16 protein-coding genes are annotated in these 16,430 nt (G+C 40.3%); 12 read left to right on the top strand and 4 right to left on the bottom strand.

All coding sequences use genetic code 11. The features are described from left to right. Positions 1–112 precede the first annotated feature (112 nt). Positions 113–2,416 (top strand): hypothetical protein, encoded by a 2,304-nt coding sequence (locus KTJ10_RS12370; RefSeq protein WP_213385299.1) that lies wholly within the window; start codon positions 113–115, stop codon positions 2,414–2,416. A gap of 45 nt (positions 2,417–2,461) precedes the next feature. On the opposite strand, the gene aroE is transcribed toward KTJ10_RS12370, so the two are convergent. The 3 genes from aroE to ribA all read right to left on the bottom strand — a co-directional run bounded on the left by aroE (position 2,462) and on the right by ribA (position 5,111). Then, on the bottom strand, positions 2,462–3,250 hold the full coding sequence (aroE, locus tag KTJ10_RS12375) for a shikimate dehydrogenase (RefSeq protein ID WP_199992165.1): 789 nt from the start codon (positions 3,248–3,250) through the stop codon (positions 2,462–2,464). Between the two features lie 179 nt (positions 3,251–3,429). Beyond that, positions 3,430–4,380 (bottom strand): oxygen-dependent coproporphyrinogen oxidase, encoded by a 951-nt coding sequence (gene hemF / locus KTJ10_RS12380; protein WP_213385300.1) that lies wholly within the window; start codon positions 4,378–4,380, stop codon positions 3,430–3,432. A gap of 128 nt (positions 4,381–4,508) precedes the next feature. Beyond that, entirely contained in the window at positions 4,509–5,111 is a 603-nt protein-coding gene (ribA, locus tag KTJ10_RS12385) for a GTP cyclohydrolase II (protein WP_002116908.1), read from the bottom strand. 303 nt (positions 5,112–5,414) lie between these two features. Between ribA and dxs the strand changes: the two genes are divergently transcribed. From dxs to KTJ10_RS12430, 9 genes are all read left to right on the top strand, one after another. Beyond that, positions 5,415–7,319: a 1-deoxy-D-xylulose-5-phosphate synthase gene (dxs, locus tag KTJ10_RS12390; RefSeq protein ID WP_262442126.1), complete on the top strand. Its 1,905-nt coding sequence runs from the start codon at positions 5,415–5,417 to the stop codon at positions 7,317–7,319. 121 nt (positions 7,320–7,440) lie between these two features. After that, a complete protein-coding gene (locus tag KTJ10_RS12395) occupies positions 7,441–8,271 on the top strand; it encodes an inositol monophosphatase family protein (protein ID WP_005078362.1) in 831 nt (276 codons plus the stop codon). A gap of 405 nt (positions 8,272–8,676) precedes the next feature. Then, a complete protein-coding gene (locus tag KTJ10_RS12400) occupies positions 8,677–10,542 on the top strand; it encodes a DEAD/DEAH box helicase (RefSeq protein WP_199978359.1) in 1,866 nt (621 codons plus the stop codon). Positions 10,543–10,648: 106 nt separating this feature from the next. Then, positions 10,649–10,858: a hypothetical protein gene (locus KTJ10_RS12405; protein ID WP_005067237.1), complete on the top strand. Its 210-nt coding sequence runs from the start codon at positions 10,649–10,651 to the stop codon at positions 10,856–10,858. 90 nt (positions 10,859–10,948) lie between these two features. Beyond that, positions 10,949–11,767, top strand: a complete 819-nt coding sequence (locus tag KTJ10_RS12410) for an ABC transporter ATP-binding protein (protein ID WP_002116999.1) — start codon at positions 10,949–10,951, stop codon at positions 11,765–11,767. Further along, positions 11,764–12,540 (top strand): lipid asymmetry maintenance ABC transporter permease subunit MlaE, encoded by a 777-nt coding sequence (gene mlaE / locus KTJ10_RS12415; protein ID WP_002117010.1) that lies wholly within the window; start codon positions 11,764–11,766, stop codon positions 12,538–12,540. The genes KTJ10_RS12410 and mlaE overlap by 4 nt, the downstream gene beginning before the upstream one ends. After that, positions 12,540–13,220 (top strand): outer membrane lipid asymmetry maintenance protein MlaD, encoded by a 681-nt coding sequence (locus KTJ10_RS12420; protein WP_005067241.1) that lies wholly within the window; start codon positions 12,540–12,542, stop codon positions 13,218–13,220. Before mlaE ends, KTJ10_RS12420 begins: the two co-directional genes overlap by 1 nt. 26 nt (positions 13,221–13,246) lie before the next feature. After that, a complete protein-coding gene (locus KTJ10_RS12425; RefSeq protein WP_002116826.1) occupies positions 13,247–13,888 on the top strand; it encodes a phospholipid-binding protein MlaC in 642 nt (213 codons plus the stop codon). A gap of 11 nt (positions 13,889–13,899) precedes the next feature. Beyond that, positions 13,900–14,187: a lipid asymmetry maintenance protein MlaB gene (locus KTJ10_RS12430; RefSeq protein WP_005078357.1), complete on the top strand. Its 288-nt coding sequence runs from the start codon at positions 13,900–13,902 to the stop codon at positions 14,185–14,187. A 72-nt stretch (positions 14,188–14,259) separates the two neighbouring features. Here the strand turns inward: KTJ10_RS12430 and KTJ10_RS12435 are convergent, their stop codons facing one another. Further along, positions 14,260–15,273, bottom strand: coding sequence for a magnesium and cobalt transport protein CorA (locus KTJ10_RS12435; RefSeq protein WP_068563869.1), 1,014 nt, complete (start codon positions 15,271–15,273; stop codon positions 14,260–14,262). Positions 15,274–15,431: 158 nt separating this feature from the next. Between KTJ10_RS12435 and KTJ10_RS12440 the strand changes: the two genes are divergently transcribed. Both KTJ10_RS12440 and KTJ10_RS12445 read left to right on the top strand, forming a co-directional pair. Continuing rightward, complete coding sequence (locus tag KTJ10_RS12440) at positions 15,432–16,013, top strand: TIGR00730 family Rossman fold protein (RefSeq protein ID WP_262442127.1); 582 nt, start codon at positions 15,432–15,434, stop codon at positions 16,011–16,013. A 14-nt stretch (positions 16,014–16,027) separates the two neighbouring features. Then, entirely contained in the window at positions 16,028–16,429 is a 402-nt protein-coding gene (locus tag KTJ10_RS12445; RefSeq protein WP_068563866.1) for an NUDIX hydrolase, read from the top strand. Position 16,430 lies beyond the last annotated feature (1 nt).

Raw genomic sequence — 16,430 nt, forward strand, 5'->3', positions numbered from 1 at the left:
TATAATTTCTGCTAAAGTCGGGACTTATACTTTTATGTGAAAAAACAACTAATTTTCTTATTTTTAGCAAGTTTTGTTAAAAAGATAAAGCGATAAGGTTTTAAAAAAGGTTATGCATTTAAAATATCTCAGTTTATGTTTATTTAGTTTGGGCTTGACCGCATGTACACAACACACCGTGCGTCCACAGGTGGCATCTGCGAGTTTAGAGCAAAAAGCTATTCAAAGTGTTAATGCGATGTATGAATACCCGAGTTATGATTATCGCGGAAACTTTAAAATTACCGTTGATCCCTCACAAATAAAACAAAATGTAAAAGCTGAGAATACTTCTAAGTTAGATGCTGAATTACAAAAGAAAGTTGATCAATATTTACGTGAGCAAAAAGTTGCCTTAAGTCGGGCACAGAAACAAACCTTATATGCAGCGATTGCAAATGAACAAGGTGATTTGGGACTGACTTCATCAGCACGTTCTGAAAAAATTAATGCCGTATTATTTAATTTGTTAAATGATTTGCAGTTTAGTTATGACGGCTCAATACATTATCGTCAAAAAATGGGTTCATTTAATTTAACTGCCAAATATGAAAAACCGACACTTTTAGTTCAGGCAAAATTGCCAATGGTGCTTGACCTTGAGAATTATAAGTTTTACATAAATTATTTTGGTTTGATGCCATATCTGGTCAATAAAGATAATCAAAATAATTTGGCCTATATTGATTTCTCAAAATATAAAGCCTTCTTTAAAAATGTCGATATGAAAAAGTTTATTGAATATCTTAAAGCTTCAAGTGCTGTTTCATACCGATTAGCTGAACCGCAAAACTTACAACGTGTATCGTTGACTGAGGCTGATCGTAAAGCGGGTGCGGTTGAAAAAATTCGTTTAAAAACGACGGTTGAGCAATTGCTTTTAGAAGTAGATTTGTACGGGCAAGTCAATGAAAAATATCTTCAAAAAAGTGTTTTAGGTGTTGATGACGAAAAACTTGCTGAAACGCTTGCCGCAGAGATTGCGTCTTCTGATGCGAAAAAAGGCATTGCTGGTAAAGAAGAACAAAAAGTTTCTTCTGATGATGCCGCTGCTGTTAGTCAACAGTTGTACTCACTTGTTAATGCTCATTTAGGTAATACCTCTACTTCTGAAGATGAAGAAGTAGAATCTGCTTCTAGTGAAGAGGCGGGTGATGTGGCTGTAGCAGAGGCTGAACAAACTTCAGAAAATGAAGAAGTAGTTGCACTGACTGAAGATCAATGTATTGAATTAAAATCACTTAAAAGACCAGTCGCTTTAGGTGATATTAATTATTGTCAGATCTACGGTGTTGATGTGCTAGATCAGAGCGATACAAGTATCCAAAAAGCGCAAATCAAGTCTCGTCAGGACGCTTTAAAGCAAACTTTTGAAGCTTATAACCAAAACCAGTTTATTAATGATGAAGCATTTAAAACTCTTTGGTTAAAACATAAGGACGAAATTGAACAAGCTTTACCGAAGCAAAGAAACCCTATCACAATTGATGTAGCTTTAGATGACAAAGGCCGTGCAGTTAATATGGACTACGATGTCGATTATACGCCAGCTGAGTTTAAGCACCGCTTTAATATTAAAGCAGATATGCAAATTCTCAATTATGGGAAAGCGACTTCAATTGATCAGCAGCAGCTTAAACAAGCTAAGTCTGTAGCTGAAGCAAGTAAAGGTTCTATGCTTGAAAACTTTATTAAAGGTTTTGGCGAAAAGCTTGGGCAAAGTGATGTTTTAGAGCATCCTGTGGGCATCCATAGCGATGTGCAAGATTTAGATGCAAATCTGGCTGTGCTTGCAGATAAAACTTATGATGCAACGCATACTTATGACAAAACTTATAAGGCTGTGTTTATTGCAAAATTAACTGCCGAAAAACCGTCATATATTCATTATTATTCAGTTCAACAGTTGCAAGAAATTGCCGAGGTTTATGCTTACTGGTTCTCTGAAGAGGAAACCTATAACCCACAAGGTAAAGCTTTAGAACGTATTGAGGCGTTGCAGAAAAAGCATCATCTTGAGCAAGAAGACCAATTTGATAATGACTTAGGCCGAGCTGTGGACCATATTGTGATCACAACAATACAAGGTGAAGCTGGGCGTGAAGTATGGCAAAAACTACAGAAACAATATAAGCAACCTGCAGAGCTTTTCTCAAAACAGTATCAATTAGAGTTTGAAAAACAAAATGGTAGTTCTGACGAAGAAAAACACTTGTTGTCAGAAACAGCTGATATTTTAGGTAAAGTTTATATCGCTGCTCGCAAACAGCAACTTACGGAAAAAACAATTCAGAATTTAAAACCTGAACATAATGAATTTATTGATTATGAGATTTTCCGAGATGTTTATAAGCAGATGGTTGCAGCTAAAAAATAATAGCTGAGATAAAAAGAACCTACTTAAGTAGGTTCTTTTTTTGACTTATAGAAAATCTTTTAATTCTGGCTTTACGCCATTCCAGATATAGAAGGCTTCAATCGCTTGACCAACGAGCATGCCAAAACCTTCTGCATAAGGCACATTGCGTTGTTTTGCTTGATCAAGGAAGCTAGATGACTTGCCATAGGCCATCTCATAGGCATATTTGAACTCTAGACTTTCTGGTAGTTGTAATGCATCACCAGATAGGCTTGCAGAAGTTGCATTAATTACAATATCAAATTTCCCTTCTAGCTCATTTAGAGAAATTGCTTGTAATTGAGCTTGTGGGACTGCTGCTTTTAAGTCATCTACAAGTTGATCAGCACGAGCAATAGTCCGGTTTGCAATCACAATCTTTTTAGCGCCAGCCTGCACAAGCGGGTAAATAACACCACGAGTTGCACCACCAGCACCTAAAATTAAAATAGTTGTATTTTCTAGGTTCCAATCTAAAGCTTGAATTGCGGCAACTAAGCCTTGGCCATCTGTATTGTCACCATGCAATTTGCCATTTTCCATCCAAAGTGTATTTACAGCTTTGGCAATTTGAGCACGTTCAGTCAGCACATCACACAAAGCAAACGCCTGTTCTTTGAACGGTACGGTAACGTTCATGCCACTCCCGCCATTTTCAAAGAAACTACGCATACTCGGCTCAAAACCATCAAGAGGTGCGAGACGTTTTTGGTAGTCTAGGTCAACACCTGTTTTTTGAGCGAAAGCATGATGCAATTCAGGAGAGCGTGATTGTTCGATGGGGTTGCCAATTACTGCAAACTGTTTGGTCATTCTTATATCCAAAATTTTAAAATGGCATGAGGCAGATAAAGTCTGTACTGAATTTTCAGCAGGCCTCACTATAAGCCAAATTTTAATAAGAAAAAATATTTGAATGAGTTTTGGAAAATTGGAAATAAAAAAGGAGATTCTTTAGGGTGGAAGCCAAAGAATCTCCGAAAAGCAAAAAATTAAGCAACTTTTTCTTTTAGGTTTAACCAATCACGTGGTTTTAAGTAATAGTCGGTTAAACATTTCTCTGGTGAGTCTTCATCCCATTGTGGACGATATGACCAAGCTGCAAGATTAGGCAGGCTGACTAAAATAGACTCAATACGTCCACCTGTTTGTAAGCCAAACAATGTTCCGCGGTCATAGACTAAATTATATTCGACATAACGACCACGACGGTAAAGCTGGAACTCTCGTTGAGCTTCGGTATAAGGCTGTTCACGATGTTTTTCAAAAATTGGCAGAATGGCATTTAAATAACCATTGCCTACAGCTTGGATATATTTAAAGCAGGTTTCGAAATCCCAGCAATTTAAATCATCAAAGAATAAACCACCGACACCACGCTGTTCATCTCGATGTTTTAGATAGAAATAGTCATCACACCATTTTTTATGTTCAGCGTAGACATTGTCACCAAAAGGCTGGCATAGGTCATATGCGGCTTGATGCCAGTCGATAACATCCTGTTCATCTGGATAGAACGGTGTTAAGTCAAAACCACCGCCAAACCACCAAATTGGATCTTGTCCTTCAGGCTCTGCAACGAATAAACGTACATTGGCATGGGAGGTTGGAATATTCGGGTTTTTAGGGTGAATGACTAATGACACACCAAGCGCTTGTGCTTTAGCACCAGCAATTTGAGGATGTCTTTCTGTAGCAGAAGTGGGCAGTTTACTAATGTTGATGTGAGAAAACATCACACCACCTTTTTCAATCACGGTGCCATTTTGTAAAACTCGTGAACGACCACCACCACCTTCTGGACGTTCCCAATCATCAATAATGAATTCACCCGTACCACCGCCAGCTTTTTCTTGTTGTTCTAAACCAGCACAAATACGGGCTTGTAAATCGAGGAGAAATTCGCGGACACGTTGAATATCTGTTGAAGTCGGATGTTGCATAGTGACCCTCAAAGATGATTGAGATAGGAGATAGATACATCAAAACACAAAACCATAAAAAAAGTAAGGGATTTTTAAGAAATGTCTTAAAAATCCCTTCCAATTATTTTTAAGTTTATAATTTTGTTTTAGAAATCATCTTTTTGATAAAGGTGATCCATGCGTTCACGTTTAGTTTTTAAATATTGTTCATTAAAAGGATTACGTCCAACCGTTAAAGGAACACGACCAACCACATTAATACCTTGATCCTTGAGTGCCTGAATTTTCAAAGGATTGTTAGTAATTAACTTAACTTCTTTTACTTTTAAGTGATCGAGCATAATGCTACACATGTCATAACGGCGCGCATCAGCTGGCAAATTTAAAAGTAAATTTGCATCTACCGTGTCATGACCTTGATCTTGTAAGGCATACGCACGAATTTTATTCGTAAGCCCAATACCACGGCCTTCTTGGCGTAAATATAAAATAACGCCTTGACCTGCTTCGTTAATGAGCTTTTGAGTTGCCTGTAATTGAGGGCCGCAGTCACATTTTAATGACGCAAAAGCATCACCTGTTAAGCATTCTGAATGAACACGTACTAAAACAGGGCCTGTGGGTGGATTTTCTAACCCTTTAGACAGTGCCACATGTTCTTCACCTGATACTGGATCTTGAAACACAGAAATATTGAATTCACCAAAAGCAGTCGGGAGTTTTGATGTTGCAATGAACTCTATAGGCACAGATTAACTCATCTTTTAACCGAAAACGGTTTAAAGTATAGCGTAATGCTGGGAGATTGGTCGAATTGTCATAATCATTTTGAGCACTAAGGTTTTCTTTTTTGTATAAAGAAGACGATAATAGTTGATAAATAGTCAGATTATTCAGGATAATCTGCCAACCATACCCATACTGTATGAGAGACTGCTTTGCATGACCTCGTTCGCAAATGTGGCTGATTGAAGGTGACTTCATTCGATTGTATGATCGACCCATTTTGACCCAGCTTAGGATTTGCCAGGCTTATAAAGGCTTTGCCACATATGTTGTATACCGAAATTCCAACTCAACGCCCTGTTACGCCATTGTTAGATGCAATTGATCATCCTCAACAATTACGTCAGCTCGAGCATAGCCAATTGGTTCAAGTGGCTGATGAGTTGCGTCAATATATTTTATATGCAGCAGGCCAGAGTGGTGGCCATTTCGGTGCTAACCTCGGCGTGGTTGAGCTGACGGTTGCGCTGCATTATTGCTTTAATACTCCAAATGACCGATTAGTTTGGGATGTAGGTCATCAGGCGTACCCCCATAAAGTCTTGACTGGTCGCCGTGAGCAAATGACAACAATCCGTGCTAAGAATGGTTTAGCAGCATTTCCAGCTAGAGAAGAATCAGTTTTTGATACTTTTGGAGTAGGGCATTCATCAACTGCAATTTCGGCAGGTTTGGGAATGTCTTTAGCACGTCGATATCAAAATGACCCATGTGAAGTTGTTTGTATTGTGGGTGATGGCGCAATGACAGCAGGTATGGCATTTGAAGCCATGAACGATGCTGTGGCACACGATGCTGATTTAATTGTTGTACTTAATGACAATGACATGTCGATTTCTTGCAGTACAGGTGGTTTTGCTAAGCATTTAGCTGCAATTTGGGAAAAAGGTCATTTAGTTAATGTCGATGAACATGGTGAGGCTTATGTACAGCCGCATCCGAAATGGACGTACAACTCTCGTTTACATCAATCGGCAACAGATGCGGCCGATAATTTATTTAAAGCAATTGGTTTTGACTACTTCGGTCCTTTTGATGGACATGATGTAAATCAACTCGTTCAAGTATTTAATGCATTGAAAAAGCGTAAAGGTCCACGCTTAGTCCACGTCTATACTAAAAAAGGTAAAGGCTTTACTCCGGCAGAAGCTGACCCAATTACCTATCATGCAATTGGCAAAATTAATGCGACTTCAGCAGGTAAAACGCCACCAAAATATTCTGATGTATTTGGTCAATGGTTGTGTGATGAAGCTGCACAGGATGAACGTTTATTAGCGATTACTCCAGCCATGTGTGAAGGCTCGGGCATGGTTAAGTTTGCTAAAGAATTTCCAAAACGTTTCTTCGATGTTGCAATTGCTGAACAGCATGCATTAACACTTGCAGCAGGAATGGCGTGTGAAGGGTTAAAACCTGTTGTTGCAATCTATTCAACATTCTTGCAACGTGGTTACGACCAACTTATTCATGATGTTGCATTACAAAATCTTGATGTAACTTTCGGTATTGACCGTGCTGGTTTGGTTGGTGAAGATGGTCCAACTCATGCTGGTGCATATGACTATGCATATATGCGTACAGTTCCGAACATGGTCATCATGGCACCAAAAGATGAAAATGAATGCCGCCAGATGTTGCATACTGCCTATGCTTATAATGGGCCAGCAGCAGTACGTTACCCTCGTGGTGCTGGGGTAGGTGTTGAAATTCAGCAAGAGCTAACTGCTATTGAATTAGGCAAGGCAGAAGTCATTGCTGAAATTAAACCTGCTTGTGATGAGCAGATTACGATTTTAGCGTTTGGTAGTCGCGTTATGGTTGCCATAGAAGCTGCTGAGCAATTTTCACAAAAACATGATGTTGGTGTGCGTGTTGTAAATATGCGTTTTGTGAAACCACTTGATGAAAAAATTATTCGTGATTTGGCTGAACATACACAATTATTTGTAACTGTTGAAGAACACGCGATTATGGGTGGTGCAGGCAGTGCAGTAAATGAGTTCATGGCACAAGAACAAATTGTTAAACCTATCATTAATTTAGGTCTGCCAGATTTGTTCTTGCAGCAAGCGTCACATGGCCAAATGCTACAAGATTGTGGCCTAGATGCTAAAGGTATTTTGAACTCAATTGAACGAGCTTGGCTTAAGCTAAATCAGGTGGTTTAAGCCTTTAATAAAATTTTTGAAACATTTTTTCCCCTAAAGCGCATTCATTTGCTAAAATGTATGCGCTTTTATGCATTATTCTTTGTCAAAATCTTCAAATTTGTATTGTAGTGGGTGTTCAATGGAACCTATGGTGGTTATGGCTGCGCGTGCGGCTCAAACAGTTGGTCAAGAGCTTTTAAAAGCGCATCAAAATCGTCATAAACTCGATTTGCAAGTTGAAGAGAAAGGCATTGATGGCCCAGTAACACGTGTAGATCGTTATTTGGAACAATTGACGATTGATACATTACGTAAAAGTTATAAAAACCATAGCTTCTTAGGTGAAGAGTTTGGTTTGCAAGAAGGCAAAGGCCACGATGCAGACTGGTGCTGGGTAATCGACCCACTTGATGGCACGCAAAACTTTATTAATGGTTTCCCTCATTTCTGTATCTCTATTGCAGTTCAGCATAAAGGCGTTACTCAGCACGGCGTAATCTACGACCCAGTACGTGACGAATTATTCTCTGCAAGTCGCGGTCGCGGTGCGGTTATGAACCAACGCCGTATTCGTGTAAATGTAAAAGATACTTTAGAAAATACATTCTTGGCAGTGGGCCATCCTTACCGTGCTAAACGTGCTGGTGAGATCGTATCTTATGCAGAACAACACTTTGCTTCATTATTAGCGGTTACTCAAGCAGGCGCACAAATTCGTCGTGGTGGTTCAGCTGCCCTAGATTTAGCATATGTTGCTGCTGGTCGTTTTGATGGTTTCTTTGAGCTTGGTTTAAAACCATGGGATATCGCTGCTGGTGAGCTTATTATTAAAGAAGCAGGCGGTGTAGTGGTTGATGCACGCGGTGGTAATGAATCTCTTGAAAATGGTCAAGTGCTTGCAAGTTCACTAAAAATGCTAAAACCTTTAATGCAAACTGTAGTTCCAGCTTGGGCTCAAGCCGCAAAATAATTTAATTATTTATAAATAAAACCCTCTATTATCAGAGGGTTTTATTTTTTTAGCCATGGGTAAATGTTACTGAGTTCAATAAATATGAAGAAAGTTGATTAAAACACATGACTTTTAATTTCTTTCTGCTATAATCCGCCCACGCACTTAAATTTCCGTTCATTACCTGAACATTCTGTTCTATTCATTGTAAGCGCACGCTGTCCATAGAGAGGACCATTTCTTGCGCCCCGATCGCTCAGCGATTCTTCAGGTTCGGCCGTAATCAAGCGTGCGTTTAGTCCACATCGTCGTTACTCGGATTGCTGCTGAAAAAACGTTTCAGCTAACTTTGCTTTGCCGCTTTGTGCCGATGTCTATTTTGTATTTATTAAAAATGGAGCACCCACTAGGGTGAAACTCTCTATGAGCAAAACTTTTGCCGAATTTTCTTTGCATGAAACCTTACAACAAGCGCTTGAAGGTTTAGGTTTTACTACCCCGACTCCTGTGCAAGAACAATCTATTCCTGCAGCTTTAGAAGGAAAAGACCTTCTAGTATCTAGCCAGACTGGTTCTGGTAAAACTGCGGCATTTTTATTACCGACATTACATAATTTAGCTGGTCAAGAAACTTTTGTTCCGTTCAAAGAACGTATGAAAGCTGTGACCCAACCTAATATTTTAGTTTTATGCCCAACACGTGAATTGGCTCAACAAGTTAGCCAAGATGCGATTGCTTTCGTACGTCACATGAAAGGTGTTCGTATTGCTGCAATCATGGGTGGTATGCCTTTTGGTAAGCAAATCCAACAACTTAAAGGCGCGCAAGTTATTGTTGCGACTCCAGGTCGTTTATTAGATTTAGTAAACCGTCGTCAATTAAAGTTAGATAAAGTTGAAGCTTTAATCGTTGACGAAGCTGACCGTATGTTAGACCTCGGCTTCTCTGAAGATTTAGAAGCAATCAGCGATTTAGCTGGTAACCGTCGTCAAACATTAATGTTCTCTGCAACTTTCGCTGACCGTATTATTCGTCTTGCTGAGCGCATGATGAATGAACCTGAGCGTATTGCTATTGAAACAGGTCACAGTACAAACACTGACATCACCCAAACTTTACACTGGACAGATGGTTTCGAACACAAGAAGAAACTTCTGACTCACTGGTTGGCTGATGAAACTCTTGATCAAGCGGTTGTATTCGCGAGCACTCAAGAAGATACAGATATGTTGGCTGAAGAACTTGCAGAAGCAGGTCATTCTGTAGTTGCACTTCACGGTGCAATGCCACAAACAGTTCGTAACCGTCGTTTACGTAGTATTCGTGAAGGCCGTGCAAAAATCTTGGTAGCGACAGATGTTGCTGCACGTGGTCTTGATGTACCGACAATTTCTCACGTAATTAACTTCGGTTTACCAATGAAACATGAAGACTATGTACACCGTATTGGTCGTACAGGTCGTGCTGGTCGTACAGGTCAAGCAATTACTTTAGCGACTTATCGTGAACGCGGTAAAATCCGTGCGCTTGAAGACTATTTAGATGCACGTTTAAGTGTTTCTGAAATTGAAGGCTTAGAGCCATCTCCACCTCCTGCTCGTTCAGGTCGTGATGGCGGTGGTCGTGGTCGTGGCGGCAACGGTGGTCGTGATGGTCGTCGTGGTGGCGGTTTTGGCGGTGGTCGTCGTTTTGAAGGCGAAAGCAACTTCAAACGCCGTGAAGGTGGTCGTGATGACCGTCCACGTCGTAGCTTTGATGACAAACCACGTGGTGAACGTCCATCATTTGGTGGCGAAGATCGTCCACGTCGCGAGTTCAATTCAGATCGCCCACGCCGTGAAGGTGGTTTTGAAGATCGTCCACGTCGTGAGTTCAACTCAGATCGTCCGCGTCGCGAAGGTGGCTTCAACGATAAACCGCGTTTTGACTCAAATGATGACAACCGTGGTAACCGTGTAGATTACAAACCACGTCGTGAAAATGGTTTTGGTGACCGTCCAAAACGTACTTTCGGTGGTGAAGATCGTCCGCGTCGTAGCTTTGATGACAAACCACGTGGTGAACGTCCATCATTTGGTGGCGAAGATCGTCCACGTCGTGAGTTCAACTCAGATCGTCCACGCCGCGAAGGTGGCTTTAACGATAAACCGCGTCGTAGCTTTGATGATAAACCACGTGGTGAGCGTCCAGCGTTTGGTGGCGAAGATCGCCCAAAACGTAGCTTCGGTGGTGAAGATCGTCCACGTCGTAGTTTTGATGATAAACCGCGTCGTAAATTCGACCGTTAATCAATAGTTTGTTTAAAGAAAGGCCAGTAGAAATACTGGCCTTTCTTATTTTTCAGTTTTGTTATAAAATAACAAAGTGTGAATTGGTTCAATTTTTTATTAAATAATGAGTAAAAGTAAACGAAAAGAAACAATAATGGCACAGTTGAAGAACTTATTAGTTCAGCATGGCTTGCCTTATCTTTTTATTGCACTTGTTTTGTGTAATGGGGTTTATTTTGCCTATGCTTTTATAACTGGAAGTTCTATTGAGCAGTTTCAAATTTCTGAATTAACCTCTTTTTACGAACATACCTCTTCTATTTCTACCAACTAAGTTAGCTTTGCTTTTGTCAAAATAACAACAAGTTTGCCAATTTTCAGTGTTATAGTATGCGTGCATAAAAGTGCAGGAACGATTGCCATTATGAATAATAAAACTCCTCTCTCGACTCAACCACTTATTGAAGTGAAAAATTTGAGTTTTAATCGAGGGGAACGCGTCATTTATGACAATATTAGTTTAAATATACGTCGTGGCCAGATTACGGCTATTATGGGACCTTCTGGTACAGGTAAAACAACATTATTACGTCTGATCGGTGGACAGTTAGTTCCTGATCAGGGTGAAGTTTTGCTCGACGGTAAAGATATTGCAAAAATGTCTCGTCAGGAACTTTTTTCAGCCCGTGCACGTATGGGAATGTTATTTCAGAGCGGTGCTTTATTTACGGATATGTCTGTCTATGAAAATGTAGCATTCCCAATTCGAGCACATACCAAGCTTCCTGAAAATCTAATTGCTGAACTGGTTGCATTAAAACTTGAATCAGTAGGCTTACGTGGTTCTGAACAATTAATGCCTACAGAACTCTCAGGTGGTATGAACCGTCGTGTCGCTTTGGCACGTGCGATCGCGCTTGACCCCGATTTAATCATGTACGATGAACCGTTTGCAGGGCAAGACCCTATTGTAAAAGGTGTTTTGACACGTTTAATCCGTTCATTGCGAGAAGCTTTAGATTTAACCACAATTATTGTTTCGCATGACGTTCCCGAAACCCTTTCTATTGCTGACTACATTTATGTTGTAGCAGAAGGAAAAATTCAGGGGGAAGGAACACCAGAAGAATTACAGGCATATGCTTCTCCATTTGTGCGCCAATTCTTAACAGGTTCGGCAGAAGGACCAGTTGAATACCAATTTAGTCATCAAGCCTATTTAGATAACGAGGTTCGTCCATGAATACGATTGCCTGGTTAGGTAGACTCGTTATTGAGCGGATTCGAGGGATTGGTGTTGCGGCACTAATGCTCTTACAAATTGTTTTTTCTTTTCCTTCATCTGGTGGTTTTGGACGATTTATTTACCAAATGCATCGGGTAGGAGTGATGTCTTTGTTAATTATCACTGTGTCGGGCCTATTTATTGGTTTGGTACTGGGTTTACAAGGATACTCAATTTTAGTGAACGTCGGCAGTGAATCAATGCTAGGCACAATGGTGTCTTTAACATTGCTGCGTGAATTGGCACCTGTGGTTGCTGCTTTATTATTTGCTGGCCGAGCAGGTTCTGCATTAACAGCAGAAATTGGTTCAATGAAGCAAAGTGAACAACTTGCCAGCATGGAAATGATCGGGGTTGACCCATTAAAACAAATCGTATCACCGCGTCTTTGGGCGGGAGTGGTCAGTTTACCGATGCTAACTGTCATTTTTGCTGCGATTGGTATTGTGGGCGGTAAAATGGTAGGTGTCGATTTTCTTGGCGTCGATGAAGGCTCATTCTGGAGCGGAATGCAAAACAATGTGCAATTTGGGCATGATGTCGTAAATGGCATTATCAAAAGTATTGTGTTTGCTTTGTTGTGTACATGGATTGCGGTATATCAAGGATATGCGTGTGATCCAACTCCAGAAGGAATCGCAACTGCAATGACGAGAACAGTTGTATATTCTTCATTATGTGTTTTAGGTTTTGATTTCGTGTTGACTGCGGTCATGTTCGGAGGGATTTAATGAAATCACGTAGTAGTGAGCTGGCCGTAGGTATCTTTGTTATTATCTTCGGTATTGCCTTGTTCTTTTTAGCCATGAAAGTTAGTGGCCTTGTTGGTACTAACTTAAATGATAGTTATACCATGAAGGCTCAGTTTGATAACGTCAATGGTTTAAAGCCTCGTGCTAAAGTAACGATGAGCGGTGTCACAATTGGTCGTGTTGATTCAATTACCCTTGATCCAGTTACGCGTTTGGCTACCGTAACGTTTGGTTTAGATGGAAAATTGACAAGTTTTAATGCTGAGCAGCTAAAAGAAGTTCAAAAAAATGCTTTAGATGAACTACGTTATAGTTCTGATTATACGCAGGCTTCCCCAGAGCAACAAAAAGCAATGGAACAGCAACTGATCAGTAACATGTCCTCCATCACCAGTATTGATGAGGATGCTTATATAATGGTTGCAACCAATGGTTTATTGGGTGAGAAATATTTGAAAGTCGTTCCAGGTGGTGGTTTAAACTATCTTAAACGTGGCGATACAATTTCAAATACCCAGGGAACCATGGATTTAGAAGATTTAATTAGTAAATTTATTACTGGTGGTGGCGCAGGTAAAGTTGCCGCTGGTTCATCCTCAGCAGAAGAAAAAGCTCCTGCAAGTACCGACAGCAGTGCACAGCCGTCATTTGTTGAGTAAGAGTTTATTTGAAGGAGTGGTTCCAGGTGAATACGTTGTTTAAACAAACCCTGACAGCAAGTCTTTTGTCTACTATGATTGCAGGTACAGCTTTTGCTGCACCTTCGGAAGCACCACCTGATTTTATCAAGCGTGTTGCTGATGGCTTGATCGCTCGTTTAAAAGCAGATCATGCTAAGTTGCAGAACAATCCTGCTTTAGTAAAATCAATTGTACGTCAGAACTTAGACCCGTATGTTGATTCACAAGCGTTCACTCGTATTGTGATGGGTACTTATGCGACGAATCAGTATAGTACAGCTGCACAGCGTGCTCAGTTTGAAACAAACTTCCGTAATACATTAATTGAAAATTACGGTAGCGCATTTGCTAAATATACAAATCAAAGCTATACCATGCGTCCTTACAAGGCAACTGCGGGTAAGAACCCTGTAGTGACATTGGACTTTAATCACAATGGTGAAAAAATTCCTGTTTCTTTCCAGTTAGCTGACAAAGGTACTCAATGGAAAATCCGTAATATCAATGTCTCTGGTATTGATCTAGGATTACAGTTCCGTAATCAGTTTGCTGCAACAGTGAAACGCAATGGCGGTGATTTAAATAAAGCAATTGCAACTTTCCAACCTGATGCAGACGCGGCTGTTAATCAAAACAAAAAGAAATAAGTAGGTGACGTGTGGTTCAGTATCTCAACCAACAATTGGTTGTTTCGGGAAAAATTGATTTTGAAAATGCGGAACAACAGTATCAAGCAGGTTTGGCTATCATAAAGAAGCAGCAAAGCTTCCCACTTGTGGTGGATTTAACTGAGCTTGAGCATGGTAGTACCTTGGCCTTGGCTGTTTTAGTTCAATGGTTACGAGAGACTCCCAAAAATACTGGTTTGCATTTTAAAAATGTCCCTGAAAAAATGCTGAAGATCATTCAAGCCTGTCATTTGCAGGACGACCTGCAAATGATCTGATGTTTTAGATGTAAAAAAGCACCTATATTTAGGTGCTTTTTTATGCTCGAAATTAGCATTTTATTACAAAGCTTAGATCCATTTTTTCCAGCGGAAATAAATGATCGGCCCAATAAAGAAACCCATAATAATGAGTAAAACAACGAAGAAACTGGTCGTACCATGTGCAAAAGGTAATACATCAGTGTTCATGCCGTAAATACTGGCGATAAGCATCGGAGGAGCTAACATGCTTGGTAAGATCGAGAATCGACGAATCGTGTCATTCTGTTCGGTGTTAATGAATCCGGACGTCGTATCAAGTAAGAATCGTACTTTTTGGAATAAGAACGCATCATGTTCTACCAGTGAACGCACATCTTCACTGAGCTCTCGAATGTCAGCATCATAGATATGACTGCCTAATGCTCGCGGACGCGATAAAAAAGTAAGTACTCGTCGTAAATCAATCAGACAAAGCTGTGCTTTTCCTAGCATATCTTCTTGTTGAGCTAGGCGCGTAATCATGTCATCGAGATCTAGAATTTTTTCACGTTGGTGGTTATTAAGAACCTCTGTGGAGTATTTTTCTAAATCTTTGTGGATATCTTCTAAGATATCCGCAAGCTCATCGAGTTTTGCTTCAAGAAGACCTAATAAAATCCACGTTGGATCTTTATAGTCCATGTCATAGTCATTTCGACGAGCGCGTGCCCGAAAGGCGCGAAACGCAACTAATTTTTCTCCGCGCATCGTAAAGAGGCGGTCTTTATGCAAAATGAAAGCGACCGTTTGCACCATTGCTAAAATATGTGATGAGTCTTCTGCGTCACCGTCCACCTGATAATTTTTATTTTTCGTTAAAAAATAAGTACTGATGTGCAAAATACCGTCATCATCACGGTAAAATCGTGCAGAAGATGAAATGTCTTCAAGCGACTTTAGTGTTGGTAAATTTTGGTCATAGGCATCTAATACCCATTGTTGCTCTTCTTGCGAGGGTGCAATAAGATCAACCCAGACTAATTCGGGATGTAGATCAAATCCACCATTGATGGTGGCATCTTCCAGACTTCCGCGTTCTGTGGCATAAAAGGCTTCAAGCATGTGTCTTTTTTCCTCACGCAGTCTGATGGAAATGGATGGGTGTATTTTAGACAAGGATTTGCCGAAAAACACTTGCCAATACGCTATTTTGCAAAAAAAAACTCTATCGATAGTTTAGTTTGTCAGCATGACAGTTCAATAAAACGGTTTTTTACACTATGAAATCAATTTGTATTTTCTGTGGTTCATCTCTTGGTTCAGACCCAATTTTCCAAAAAATTGCCCAAGCTACAGGCGAGGCTATTGCAAAACAAGGTAAAACCTTAGTTTATGGTGGTAGTCGCTCAGGCCTAATGGGTGTAGTTGCCGATAGCGCCTTACAAGCAGGTGGACAAGTCATTGGTGTGATCCCTCGTGCTTTAGTTGATCGTGAGTTAGCTCATCCGGGTTTAACCAGATTATATGTGGTTGAAAATATGCATGAGCGTAAAACCAAGATGGCGGATCTTTCAGATGGCTTTATTGCTTTGCCGGGTGGCGCTGGTACATTGGAAGAAATCTTTGAACAATGGACCTGGGCGCAATTAGGTATTCATCAAAAGCCATGTGCTTTCTTAAATGTAGCGGGCTTTTATGAAGATTTACTTAAAATGATTCAAGGAACAGTGGATAATGGATTCAGCCAAGCACGGTTCGTTGATAAATTGATCGCCTCAGACAAAATTGAAGATATTCTTCGACAGTTTGAGCAATATCAGGCTCCTGCTCCAAAATGGACAAATGCAGATGTTCAACCATAAACGAGGTTAAATAGGTGAAAACAATTACGGTCGCTGCCGCAGTGATCTTAAATGAGCAAAATCAGTTGTTGCTTGTAAGAAAACATAATACACATGCTTTTATGCAAGTGGGTGGCAAGCTTGAACCTAATGAGGCACCAGAGATCACCATGCAGCGAGAAATTTTGGAAGAAGTCGGTAGCTCTTGTGTGATTGAGCAATTTATTGGTCATTTCGAAACAGCCGCTGCCAATGAGCCAGATCATATTTTGATGAGTCATTTATATCTTGTTCAGCTCGATCAGGCTCCTAAAATTGCAGCCGAAATTGCAGAAATGAAGTGGATAGATTTAAATGATTCTGAAACTCAACTTGCACCATTGACCCGAGAAATTGTCATTCCTTGGTGTGAAGAGTATTTATCTACACTGCAATAGC

The organism is Acinetobacter sp. WU_MDCI_Abxc222 (genome assembly GCF_025514755.1).
Lineage (GTDB): Bacteria > Pseudomonadota > Gammaproteobacteria > Pseudomonadales > Moraxellaceae > Acinetobacter > Acinetobacter geminorum.